12 protein-coding genes are annotated in these 11,739 nt (G+C 62.4%); 3 read left to right on the top strand and 9 right to left on the bottom strand.

Annotation, left to right across the window (positions count from 1 at the left end; translation table 11 throughout):
- Positions 1 to 35: 35 nt before the first annotated feature.
- The 6 genes from OU997_RS07750 to OU997_RS07725 form a co-directional block, all read right to left on the bottom strand.
- Entirely contained in the window at positions 36 to 713 is a 678-nt protein-coding gene (locus OU997_RS07750; RefSeq protein ID WP_267809564.1) for a methionine ABC transporter permease, read from the bottom strand.
- Positions 713 to 1,720, bottom strand: a complete 1,008-nt coding sequence (locus tag OU997_RS07745; RefSeq protein ID WP_267809563.1) for a methionine ABC transporter ATP-binding protein — start codon at positions 1,718 to 1,720, stop codon at positions 713 to 715. The genes OU997_RS07750 and OU997_RS07745 overlap by 1 nt, the downstream gene beginning before the upstream one ends.
- A 201-nt stretch (positions 1,721 to 1,921) precedes the next feature.
- Positions 1,922 to 2,773: a PA5502 family lipoprotein gene (locus tag OU997_RS07740; RefSeq protein ID WP_267809562.1), complete on the bottom strand. Its 852-nt coding sequence runs from the start codon at positions 2,771 to 2,773 to the stop codon at positions 1,922 to 1,924.
- A gap of 68 nt (positions 2,774 to 2,841) precedes the next feature.
- A complete protein-coding gene (gene znuB / locus OU997_RS07735) occupies positions 2,842 to 3,630 on the bottom strand; it encodes a zinc ABC transporter permease subunit ZnuB (RefSeq protein ID WP_108538104.1) in 789 nt (262 codons plus the stop codon).
- Positions 3,623 to 4,429 (bottom strand): zinc ABC transporter ATP-binding protein ZnuC, encoded by an 807-nt coding sequence (gene znuC, locus OU997_RS07730; protein ID WP_108486363.1) that lies wholly within the window; start codon positions 4,427 to 4,429, stop codon positions 3,623 to 3,625. Before znuC ends, znuB begins: the two co-directional genes overlap by 8 nt.
- Entirely contained in the window at positions 4,426 to 4,911 is a 486-nt protein-coding gene (locus tag OU997_RS07725; RefSeq protein ID WP_108486364.1) for a Fur family transcriptional regulator, read from the bottom strand. The genes znuC and OU997_RS07725 overlap by 4 nt, the downstream gene beginning before the upstream one ends.
- A 66-nt stretch (positions 4,912 to 4,977) precedes the next feature.
- On the opposite strand from OU997_RS07725, the gene znuA reads away from it, so the two are divergent.
- On the top strand, positions 4,978 to 5,928 hold the full coding sequence (gene znuA / locus OU997_RS07720) for a zinc ABC transporter substrate-binding protein ZnuA (protein ID WP_267809561.1): 951 nt from the start codon (positions 4,978 to 4,980) through the stop codon (positions 5,926 to 5,928).
- A 14-nt stretch (positions 5,929 to 5,942) separates the two neighbouring features.
- Here znuA and OU997_RS07715 read toward each other — a convergent pair whose 3' ends face one another.
- Positions 5,943 to 6,893: a homoserine kinase gene (locus tag OU997_RS07715; protein ID WP_108486366.1), complete on the bottom strand. Its 951-nt coding sequence runs from the start codon at positions 6,891 to 6,893 to the stop codon at positions 5,943 to 5,945.
- A 15-nt stretch (positions 6,894 to 6,908) separates the two neighbouring features.
- Positions 6,909 to 7,193, bottom strand: coding sequence for a DUF2782 domain-containing protein (locus tag OU997_RS07710; protein ID WP_090254419.1), 285 nt, complete (start codon positions 7,191 to 7,193; stop codon positions 6,909 to 6,911).
- A 74-nt stretch (positions 7,194 to 7,267) separates the two neighbouring features.
- Here OU997_RS07710 and polA point away from each other — a divergent pair, with 74 nt between their 5' ends.
- Positions 7,268 to 10,123: a DNA polymerase I gene (gene polA / locus OU997_RS07705; protein ID WP_267809560.1), complete on the top strand. Its 2,856-nt coding sequence runs from the start codon at positions 7,268 to 7,270 to the stop codon at positions 10,121 to 10,123.
- 386 nt (positions 10,124 to 10,509) lie between these two features.
- Here polA and yihA read toward each other — a convergent pair whose 3' ends face one another.
- A complete protein-coding gene (gene yihA, locus OU997_RS07700) occupies positions 10,510 to 11,163 on the bottom strand; it encodes a ribosome biogenesis GTP-binding protein YihA/YsxC (protein ID WP_108486368.1) in 654 nt (217 codons plus the stop codon).
- A gap of 247 nt (positions 11,164 to 11,410) precedes the next feature.
- Here yihA and OU997_RS07695 point away from each other — a divergent pair, with 247 nt between their 5' ends.
- Positions 11,411 to 11,701, top strand: a complete 291-nt coding sequence (locus OU997_RS07695; protein WP_108486369.1) for a c-type cytochrome — start codon at positions 11,411 to 11,413, stop codon at positions 11,699 to 11,701.
- The last annotated feature ends 38 nt before the right edge of the window (positions 11,702 to 11,739 follow it).

Genomic DNA, 11,739 nt, shown 5'->3' with positions numbered 1-11,739 from the left:
AGTATCCCGCTGTCTTGTGCGCCTCGGAGGACGCATTATTTTCTGGAAAAGTGCACCACCAGCTTGTCGCCGACGGTTTGTAGAATCTGTACCAGCACCAGCAGGAGGATCACCGTCACGGCCATCACGTCTGGCTGATAACGCTGATAGCCATAACGCACGGCCAGGTCGCCAAGACCGCCGCCGCCAATCAGGCCGCTCATGGCGGTGTAGGACACCAGGGTAATCGCGGTCACGGTGATGGCCGCGATAATCCCGGGCAGCGCCTCGGGTAGCAGGGCGTTGACTACGATCTGTCGGGTGGTGGCGCCCATGGCCTGGGTCGCTTCGATAATCCCGCGGTCGACTTCACGTAGCGCGGTTTCCACCAGGCGCGCGAAGAATGGTGTGGCGCCCACTACCAGTGGTGGGATGGCGCCAGGTACACCCAGCGAGGTGCCAGTGACGATTACCGTGAAGGGGATCATCACGATCAGCAGGATCACGAATGGTACCGAGCGCAGGATATTTACCAGCAGCGACAGGAAGCCGTAGAAGGTCTTCTGCTCGAACATCTGCCGTGGGCTGGTGAGAAACAGCAGCACACCCAGCGGCAGGCCGAGCAGCACGGTAAACAGCATGGAGCCGCCGAGCATGCTCAGGGTGTCCAGGCTGGCGTAGCCGATTTCCGCCCAATCAACGTTGGGTAACAGGCGAGTCAGTAAGGCTTCCATTAGCGCAGCACCTCCAGATGCACGTCGGCGGCAGCAAAGCGCGCCAGCGCGGCGTCGAGGTCGCCGCCGGTCAGGGCCAGGGTCAACTGGCCGTAGGGGGTGTTCTTGATGCGGTCGATACGCCCGGCGAGGATGCTGTAATCCACCCCGGTTTCGCGGGCCACGGTGCCCAGCAGCGGTGCATAGGTGGCTTCGCCCTGGAAGGTCAGGCGCAGGATACGTCCGGCGACATGGGCAAAATCATCGCGCTGTTCGTTCTCGTCGATCTGCTCGGCTTCCTGCACGAAGCGCTTGGTGGTGGCGTGTTGGGGGTGCAGAAACACCTCGGCCACTGGGCCGGATTCGACGATCACCCCGGCATCCATGACGGCAACGCGGTCACACACGCGGCGGATCACGTCCATCTCGTGGGTGATCAGTACGATGGTCAGATTCAACTCGCGGTTGATTTCAGCCAGCAGCTGCAACACCGAGGCGGTGGTCTGCGGGTCGAGGGCACTGGTGGCCTCGTCGCACAGCAGGATCTTCGGCTCGGTGGCCAGGGCGCGGGCGATGCCGACGCGCTGCTTCTGCCCGCCGGAGAGCTGTGCCGGGTACTTGTTGGCATGGTCCTGCAGGCCGACCCGGGCCAGCAACTCAATCACGCGGGTATTAATCGCGCTGCGCGGCAGCTCACCGGCCAGTTTCAGTGGCAGGGCGACGTTCTCGGCGACGGTCTTCGACGAAAGCAGATTGAAGTGTTGGAAGATCATCCCGACCTGCTGACGGAAACGCCGCAGACCCGTGGCGTCGAGCGCGGTGACGTCTTCGCCGTCGATCTCGATACGCCCGCCAGAAGGCTCTTCCAGACGGTTGATCAGACGTAGCAGGGTGCTTTTGCCGGCACCGGAGTGACCGATGATGCCGAACACTTCGCCCCGGGCAATCTGCAGATCGCTCGGTTGCAACGCGGGGATGTCCTGACCACTGACGCGGTACGCCTTGTGGACCTGATGAAAGTTGATCACTGCATAAACCTTTTGGGTTTCAACGTTGCCGGGTAGGCAGAAACGGCCGGCTAGTCTACCTGCCACTGTTTAGGCCGCAAAAATCTTTGTGGGCCTATGTTTATAGCTAAATCGCATTAATGGCTGGGCTGTTCCGCCCAGTGTAGCCAGCGCCAATGCAAACGACCGGGCAAGCCCGGTCGTGATCGCAGCGCAACGTGGTTAACGCTGCGGGCTAAGCACCAGCTGCGGCACCTGGGCGGGCTTGATCACCTGGCTCATGCGCGGGCTGAAGCTCGGGTCCAGGCGCTTGATCCGTGCGTTAAGCAAGGAGGCGACCCAGGGGAAATCCTTGGCCTGGCGCACTTCGATGCGCACCGCGCAATTAAAGGCGACCATATCCGCCGCCACGCCGTCGAGCAGGCTGCGCAGGCGCTCGTTGTCCTTATTATCCAGCATCGGCATGCCAATCACGCTGCTGGCGGCGGCGGGGTCGATCAGCCGTGCCTGTGCCTTGGCTGGCGCGGGCTCTGTGGCTGGCGGGGTATTCGGCAGCTGAGTGTCCTGAATCGCGGCGGCCTGGCGTTCGGCGGCCAGGCGCAGCTGGCGCGCTTGCTCCAGACGGGCGGCTTCGGCCTGGGCGGCCGCCTGCTCGGCGGCACGGCGCTGCTGTTCGGCGGCGGCCAGTTTGGCTTCACGGGCCTGGGCGATGGCGCCATCCAGGCCGGTGGTCAGTGCCGGTGCCTGCGGCATCAGACTGCGGGCGCGGCTCAGGGCTTTGGTGGCGTTATCCAGATTACCGGCCTGCAAGGCTTTCTGGCCCTGTTGCAGATGGGCTTCGGCGAGCTGGCGCTGGTATTGCTCCAGGCGGGTATCGCCGGCCGCGCGTTGCTGCAGGTTACCCAGCTGGCTTTCGGCGCTGCTCAGGTCGCCGCTGGCCAGGCTCTGGTCGAGCTGGCGAAAGGCGCTGACCAAGTCATCCACCGGCAGGTTGGCCGGTTGCGGCGCACTTTGGCAGCCGGCCAGCAGCAGAACCAGGCTCAGGGCAAATCCACGGAAAACGAACGATGTCATGACTGCGCGTCTCGAATTGTGCAAAAAACGCGCAAGTTTACACTGCGCTGCCTGACACAACCAATTTTTCAGGCGGTACGTCTGGGAAGGGCAAAGCTCAGTAGAAACAACGCTGCGGCGCTGACCACAATGGATGGCCCGGCCGGCGTGTCCTGAAACCACGACAGGCTCAGCCCGCCGCCTACCGCGACGATGCCCAGCAGGCTCGCGCCGAACGCCATCTGTTCCGGAGTGCGCGCATGGCGCTGGGCGGCAGCGGCGGGAATGATCAGCAGGGAGGTGATCAGCAGCACGCCGACGATCTTCATCGCCACGGCGATCACCACGGCGATCAGCAGCATCAGGCTCAGGCGAATTGCCGCCACCGGCAGGCCTTCGACCTTGGCTAATTCTTCATGCACGGTAATCGCCAGCAACGGCCGCCAAAGCAGGGCCAGCAGCACCAGCACCAGGGCGCTACCGCCGATAATCCAGGCCAGGTCTGTTGGGCCGACGGCCAGTAGGTCGCCGAACAGATAACCCATCAGGTCGATGCGCACATCCTGCATAAAGCTCAGCACCACCAGGCCCAGCGACAGGGTGCTGTGGGCGAGGATCCCGAGCAGGGTGTCGGAGGCCAGCGGTTGGCGGCTTTGCAGGGTGACCAGTAGCACGGCCAGCAGGACACAGCCCACGGTCACCGCCAGGGTCGGGCTGACATCCAGCATCAGCCCTAGAGCGACACCGAGCAGCGCGGCATGCGACAGGGTGTCGCCGAAGTAGGCCATGCGCCGCCACACCACAAAGGAGCCCAGCGGGCCGGCGACCAGCGCAAGGGCCAGGCCGGCGAGCAGGGCGTTGAGCAGAAAATCAGCCATGCGTGCAGCCATCTCCGTGAATATGCGGTTTGACCGGGCCTTTGATACTCAGGCCGTTAGGCGTTTCAGTGACCACCGCGCCATGCAGATCGTGCTCATGGTCATGGTGGTGGGTGTAGACGGCTAGGCTCTTGGCGTCCTCGCCGAACAGTTCGACAAAGGCCGGATCGAAACTGACCTGCTCTGGATGCCCGGAGCAGCACACGTGACGATTCAGGCAGACCACCTGGTCGGTGGTGCTCATCACCAGGTGTAGGTCGTGCGAAACCATCAGCACGCCGCAACCGTGGCGGTCGCGCAACTGGGTGATCAACCGGTACAACTCGGCTTGGCCTGCAACGTCGACGCCTTGCACCGGTTCATCCAGCACCAGCAGTTCTGGCTCGCGCAGCAGGGCGCGGGCCAGCAGCACGCGCTGCAGTTCGCCGCCGGAAATGCTTTGCAGCGGGCTGTCGAGCACCTGTTCGGCGCCCACTTCCGCCAGCGCTGCCTGCACATGGCTGCGCGTCACACCCGGCACCAGGCGCAGAAAGCGCAGCACCGAGAGCGGCAGAGTGGCATCCACATGCAGCTTCTGCGGCATATAGCCGACGCGCAGTTTGGGTTTGCGCCAGACGCTGCCGCTGTCCGGCTTGAGCAGGCCGAGTACAGCGCGCACCAGGGTGGTTTTTCCGGCGCCGTTGGGGCCGATCAGGGTGACGATCTCGCCGGGTTTCACGCTCAGCTGCACATCCTGCAGCACGCTCTGTCCGGCGAAGGTCACGCCCACCCCGGCGAGGCGGATCAGGGCGTCGCTCATGTCGGCTCCTGGCAGCCTGCGCAAAGGCCGACCACTTCCACCGTCTGGCTTTCCACGGCAAAACCGACCCCGGCCGCGCTGCTGATAATGGCGTCGCTGATCGTGGCCTGCTCCAGCTCGATGGCCGCATTGCAGCTTCGGCAAATCAGGAACTGACCTTGATGAGCGTGTTCCGGGTGGCTGCAGCCGACAAAGGCGTTAAGCGAGGCAATGCGGTGCACCAGGCCGTTTTCCAGCAGGAAATCCAGGGCGCGGTAGACCGTGGGCGGCGCAGCGCGGCGGCCGTCTTCGTCGCTCAATACGCCGAGAATGTCATAGGCCCCCAGCGGCTTGTGGCTGGCCCAGACCAGTTCCAGCACGCGTTTGCGCAAGGCGGTCAGGCGCAGACCCTGGCGCGCGCAGATGGCTTCGGCCTCGGCCAGGGCATGATTGACGCAGTGGGAATGGTCGTGTGGGCGTGAGGCCAGCGGAGCTTGAGTCATGGGCAACGACGAATAAGGTGAGAGACGTTATTATATTACCCGTTCCTTCCCGCTTGAGTGCTCCCCGTGTTGCGTCTTTTTCCGGCTTTTGCCCTATTGTTTATCACCTTTCCCCTGAGTTTCGCGGTCCACGCCGATGTGCGTGTGCTGACCAGCATCAAACCGCTGCAACTGATCGCCGCTGCGGTGCAGGATGGCGTTGGCCAACCAGAGGTGCTGCTGCCGCCGGGCGCCTCACCACACCACTATGCGCTGCGCCCCTCCGATGTGCGCAGCGTGCGCGAAGCTGACCTGCTGTACTGGATAGGCCCGGACCTGGAAAGCTTCCTGCCGCGCGTGCTGGCCGGCCGCGACAAGCCGAGTGTGGCTGTGCAGGATGTTCCAGGTATGTCCTTGCGTCATTTTGGCGACAGCGATGCGCAACACGCCGAGCATCACGCCGATCACGAGGATCACGCACACGCCGCCGACCAGCATGACCACGCCCACCGCCCCGGCAGCCTGGATGCGCACCTCTGGTTGCTACCGGCCAATGCCCGGGCAATTGCCGGCAAGATCGCCGCCGACCTGGCGCAGGTCGATCCGGCCAATGCCGCGCGCTACCAGGCCAATGCTAAGGCATTCGGCGAGCGTCTGGATGGCCTGGATCAGCGCCTGAAAAGTCGCCTGAATGGTCTGGCTGGCAAGCCCTACTTCGTTTTCCACGAAGCCTACGACTACTTCGAAGCCGCCTATGGCCTTAAGCACGCCGGGGTATTCAGCGTGCTTGGCGAGGTGCAGCCGGGTGCCCAACACGTGGCCGCCATGCGCGAGCGCTTGCAGCAAGCCGGGCCGAGTTGTGTGTTCAGCGAACCGCCGTTTCGCCCGCGCCTGGCGCAAACCCTGACCGCCGGCCTGCCGGTCACCCTGGCTGAGTTGGACGCCATGGGCGGCGCCTTGCCAGTGGATGCTGGCGGCTACGAAGCCCTGCTGGAAAACATGGCGGGCGAATTGGCCGGGTGTCTCGACGGGCTGTAATCGGCGCCCGGACCTTAGAAGGCGAACGGCAGCGCCAGCTCAACCTGCTGACGCTGGGCCAGGCGGCGCTGGAATTCTGCCGGGTCGTGGATCAGCACTTCCTGGCCGGCGAAGGATTCGGCGGCGATCAGGCGTGACAGCCAGAAGCGCACACAAGCGATGCGCAGCATGGCCGGCCACAATTCAGCTTCTGCCGCCGTAAAGGGCCGTAAACCGGCATAGGCCCCGAGCAGCGCCTGCGCGCGCTTGTTGTCCAGGCTGCCGTCATCCCGCGAGCACCAGTCGTTCAGGGCAATCGCCAAGTCATAGAGCATCGGCCCCGAGCAGGCGTTGTAGAAGTCGATCACCCCGGCCAGGTGGTTGCCGTCGAACAGTACGTTATCGCGGAACAGGTCGGCATGCAGGTTGGCCTGCGGCAAGGCGAGGATGCGCGGCTTGAGTGTGTGGATCTCCGCCAGTGCATCGCGCAGCAGTGGCACCTGTTCATCGGGCAACTTCAGGGCCAGGCTTGGGCCTTCGGCGAGCATCCAGTCCAGCCCCCGATCACTCTTGCGTGGCAGCGGCTGATTGCGCGTGGCCAGGTGAATGCGCGCCAGCAGTGCACCGACTTCCTGGCAGTGATGCGGATTGGCCTCATGCACATGCTTGCCGGCCAGGCGCGGCTGCAGCAGCGCCGGTTTTTCCGCCAGGCTGCGCAGCGCCTCGCCGCTGGTCGTACGCAGGGCATAGGGCACCGGCAGACCTGCGTCGTGCAGCACATCGAGCAACTCGATAAAGAAGGGCAAGTCGGCGCTTGGGCCGCGCTCGATCAGGGTCAGAACGAATTCGCCCTGCTCCAGGCTGACGAAGAAATTGCTGTTCTCACTGCCCGCAGCAATACCCTGGAAGTCGCGCAAGCGACCCAGGCCATAGGGGGCGAGAAACGCCTCGAGCTCATGTCGCTCAAGCGGGGTAAACACCGACATTGCAGAACTGCCTTCTTACCAGCTGAAAATTTCCCAGGCCGGAATCAACATATCCGGGCTGTCCGAGCGGACGAAGTTGCCATCGCTGCCATCGGCGCGTACCAGAAAGTACGGCTTGCCGCCTTTAGGGATGACCTTGACCGCGTAGAGAAAACCGTTGACCCGGTATTCATGGATGGTGCGGTCGCCGTCCTGGCGAATGGTTACATCCGGGTCGGCCGAAACCGGATCTTCGGCGTGGGCGACCAGGGTGGTGAATGCCAGCAGGCTGGCGAGCAACAGGCGATTGAGTGCGCGCATGATAACCTTGTCCCTTTGATTCCAATGGTGCGGCCATTCTACCGCCGCCCCCGCCGAAAAGGTTGATCCTGCTCATGAGCCAAGCCCCTCTCGTTCTGGTTGACGGTTCGTCTTACCTTTACCGTGCCTTCCATGCCCTGCCGCCGCTGACCACCTCCAAGGGCTTGCCCACCGGCGCGGTGAAGGGCGTGCTGAACATGCTCAAGAGCCTGCGCAAGCAGTACCCGAAAAGCCCATTTGCCGTGGTGTTCGACGCCAAGGGCGGGACCTTCCGCGATGAAATGTTCGCCGAGTACAAGGCCAATCGCCCGTCCATGCCCGATGAGCTGCGCGTCCAGGTCGAGCCGCTGCACGCCAGTGTCAGAGCCATGGGCTACCCGCTGTTGTGCGTCGAGGGCGTTGAGGCCGATGACGTGATCGGCACTCTGGCCCGCCAGTGCGCCGCCGAGGGCCGTGACGTGGTGATCTCCACCGGCGACAAGGACATGGCTCAGCTGGTCTGCCCGCACGTTACGCTGGTCAACACCATGACCGGTAGCGTCTATGACATCGATGGCGTGAAAGCGAAATTCGGTGTCGGTCCTGAGCTGATCATCGATTACCTGGCGCTGATGGGCGATAAGGTCGACAACATTCCCGGCGTGCCGGGCGTGGGCGAGAAGACCGCCCTGGGCCTGCTGGTCGGGGTCGGCGGTGGCCTCGATGTGCTCTACGCCAATCTCGATAAAGTCCCGGAATTGCCGATTCGTGGGGCCAAGACCCTGCCGGCCAAACTCGCTGAGCACAAGGACATGGCCTACCTGTCTTACGCCCTGGCGACCATCAAACTGGATGTGCCGCTGAATATCGCCATCGACTCGCTGCACCCAGGCGAGATGGATGTGCCGGCGCTGATGGAGCTGTACGCCGAGCTGGAATTCAAAACCTGGCGTGATGAACTGCTGCGCAGCAATCCGGCCCCGGCGGTCAAGGCCCCGGTCGCAGCGCCGGCCGATGACCTGTTCGCCCTGACGCCTAGCGCCAGTGCCGCCGCTGTAGTCGCGTCAGCTCCAGTAGCCGCTGATGCACCGACTGCCGAGGTGGTTGTTGCCGAGTTGCCCGCCGGGGCAGCGTTGGGCGATTACCAGTGCATCCTCGATCAGGCGCAGTTCGATCAGTGGCTGGAGAAACTGCGCAACGCCGAGCTGATCGCTTTCGACACTGAAACCACCGGCCTGGATGCACAAAAGGCCCAGTTGGTTGGCCTGTCCTTTGCGGTCAAGGCCGGCGAAGCAGCCTATATCCCGGTCGCCCACTCCTATATGGGCGTGCCGACCCAGCTGGATCGCGATGCGGTGCTCAAGGCGCTGAAGCCGATCCTGGAAGACCCGAACAAGGCCAAGGTCGGCCAGCACGCCAAGTACGACATCAATATCCTCGCCAATGCCTCGACGCCGATTGCGGTGCAGGGTGTTGCGTTCGACACCATGCTCGAATCCTACGTGCTGGACTCCACCGCCACCCGTCACGATATGGACAGCCTGGCGCTCAAGTACCTGGATCACAGCAACATCCGCTTCGAAGACATCGCCGGCAAAGGCGCCAAGCAGCTGACCTTCGACCAGATCGACCTGGCCCAGGCTGCACCCTATGCCGCCGAAGATGCCGACGTGACCCTGCGTCTGCACCAGCACCTGTGGGCCAAACTGTCGGCTGAGCCGAGCCTGGCCAGGGTGTTGCACGAGATCGAGATGCCGCTGGTGCCGGTACTGGCGCGTATCGAACGCCAGGGCGCGTTGGTGGATGCCAAGCTGCTCGGCCTGCAAAGCAACGAGTTGGGCGAAAAGCTGGTGGCCCTGGAGCGTCAGGCGTTCGAGATTGCTGGCGAGGAGTTCAACCTGGCCTCACCCAAGCAGCTGGGCGTGATCCTCTACGAGAAACTGGGCTTGCCGGTGCTCAGCAAGACCGCCAAAGGCCAGGCTTCGACGGCTGAAGCCGTGTTGGCGGAACTGGCCGAACAGGACTTCGAGCTGCCCAAGGTGCTGATGCAGTACCGCTCCCTGAGCAAACTGAAAAGCACCTATACCGATCGTCTGCCGGAGCAGATCAACCCGCGCACCGGGCGTATCCACACCAGCTATCACCAGGCGGTAGCCGCGACCGGACGCTTGTCGTCCACCGACCCTAACCTGCAGAACATCCCGATTCGTACGGCCGAAGGTCGGCGTATTCGCCAGGCCTTTGTCGCACCGAAGGGCTACAAGTTGCTGGCGGCAGACTATTCGCAGATCGAACTGCGCATCATGGCCCACCTGGCCAAGGATGAAAGCCTACTGGAGGCCTTCCGTCATGGCCGCGATGTGCACAAGGCCACCGCAGCTGAAGTCTTCGGTGTGCCCTTGGAAGAGGTCACCAGTGATCAGCGCCGCAGCGCCAAGGCGATCAACTTCGGCCTGATCTACGGTATGAGCGCCTTCGGCCTGGCCAAGCAGATCGGCTGCGACCGCAAGCAGGCGCAGGCCTATATCGATGTGTATTTCGCCCGCTATCCCGGCGTGCTGGCCTATATGGAGCGCACCCGCGAGCAGGCCTGCGAACAGGGCTTTGTCGAGACCCTATTCGGCCGTCGCCTGTACCTGCCGGATATCCATGCGAAGAACCAGGCGCTGCGCAAAGGTGCCGAGCGCACCGCGATCAACGCGCCGATGCAAGGTACGGCGGCGGACATCATCAAGCGTGCGATGGTCACCGTGGACGGCTGGCTGAGCGAGTCCGGCCTGGACGCCAAAGTCATCCTGCAGGTACACGACGAACTGGTGCTGGAAGTGCGTGAGGACTTGGTCGCGCAGGTCAGCGAGCAGATCCGGCCGCTGATGGGCAATGCCGCCGCGCTGGATGTGCCGCTGCTGGTGGAAGTAGGTGTGGGCGATAACTGGGATGAGGCGCACTGACGTCTCTGTAATGGGGCTGAGCGGTTGTCTTAGCGGGCGCCTTGAGTTTCTGGGTATCGATTCTTGGGTTTTTATAGCTAATCGTTTCAAAAATTTGGCTGAACTTTATTCTTGCCCGGCCAGTCAGAGTTTACGAATGGCCCGCAAAGCCCTTCGATGCTCCTTGTTGTGTTAAGTGTTGGCAGATTCTGGACCCCGCCCTAGCGGTTCAGACGTTAAACCCCGAACTTCCCTCCCCCATAAGAAGTTTCGGGGTTTTTTTTGCTCAACACATCCATGTGCTCCACCCCTTCGGGGCTTACGCGCAAAACGCTCCTGGCGTTTTTGTGGTTCCTCATCCATGGCGACCACCTGCGGGCCGTTGCTGCGATTGCTACAAGCCCGGATCAGGCCTCGGTTTCTTCGTCATCCGGCAGGGCGAACTCACCCAGCTGCATCCATTCGGCCAGTACTTCCTGAGCCTCTTCGATGCCAATGCGCTTGGGCGCTGAGAACAACTGAATGCTGACGCGATCACCCCAGCCTTTTTGAATATCCTGGCGAACCTTGAGCAAGGTGTTCTTGGCTGCACCAAAAGCGAGCTTATCGGCCTTGGTCAGCAGGATGTGCATGGGCATTTCGCTGGCAACCGACCAATCCAGCATGAGGATATCGAACTCGGTCAGCGGTTTGCGGATGTCCATCATCAGCATCAACCCGCGCAAGCATTCGCGGCTGCCCAGGTAGGCTTCCAGGTGCTTTTGCCAGTGCAGCTTCAACGGGATCGGTACTTTGGCGTAGCCATAACCCGGCAGGTCGACCAGGCGGCGCTCTTCATCCAGTTTGAAGAAGTTGAGCAGTTGCGTGCGCCCTGGGGTCTTCGACGTGCGCGCCAGACTGGCATGGGTCAGCGTATTCAAGGCGCTGGATTTACCCGCGTTGGAACGGCCTGCAAAGGCCACTTCATGGCCGAAATCTTCCGGACACTGGTCGACCTTGGCCGCGCTGATAAGGAAACTGGCCTGTTGGCACAGACCGATAATGGGGTTCTTGGCTTGCATCTGGATATCCGTGAGGGCGAGCGTAGGGTGGCGTTGCAGGCGCGATGCCCTTGCGACATTTGCGCGCAGCCTGCCTGTCGGCGTATAGCGCGGCAAGCTGTGTCGTTTCCGTTTCAATGACGCCAGTATATAATGGCGCAGATTTTGTGTGCGCTTTCTCCCTGTTATTGGACAAGTGTTCACGGGAACGATTTAGATCATCTGCCCCTAGAAGCAGTACGTTCCCCTCCCTGATGAGGTTGATCTGATGAAAAAAATGCTGATTGCAGCCAGTGCTTTGATGCTGTCGTTGAGTGCTCAGGCTGCACAGGATCCAGAAGCCGTCTACGCTCGCGCGTGTGGTGTGTGCCATAACGGGCAGATTCCGACCGCTCCCAAGCGCGGCGACAAGGCAGCCTGGGAACCACGTCTGGCCAAAGGCACCGACGCCTTGGTGCAGAGTGTTACCAATGGTCTGAATGCCATGCCGCCCCGTGGGTTGTGCATGGATTGCACGCCCGAGGATTACCAAGCCGTCATCAAATTGATGACCGAGTAAGCCCGGCGCATAAACTCTTTCTCTTAGCCGTAAATTGG

Source organism: Pseudomonas sp. SL4(2022) (assembly GCF_026625725.1).
Lineage (GTDB): Bacteria > Pseudomonadota > Gammaproteobacteria > Pseudomonadales > Pseudomonadaceae > Aquipseudomonas.
This window is presented reverse-complemented; position numbering and strand designations above follow the sequence as displayed.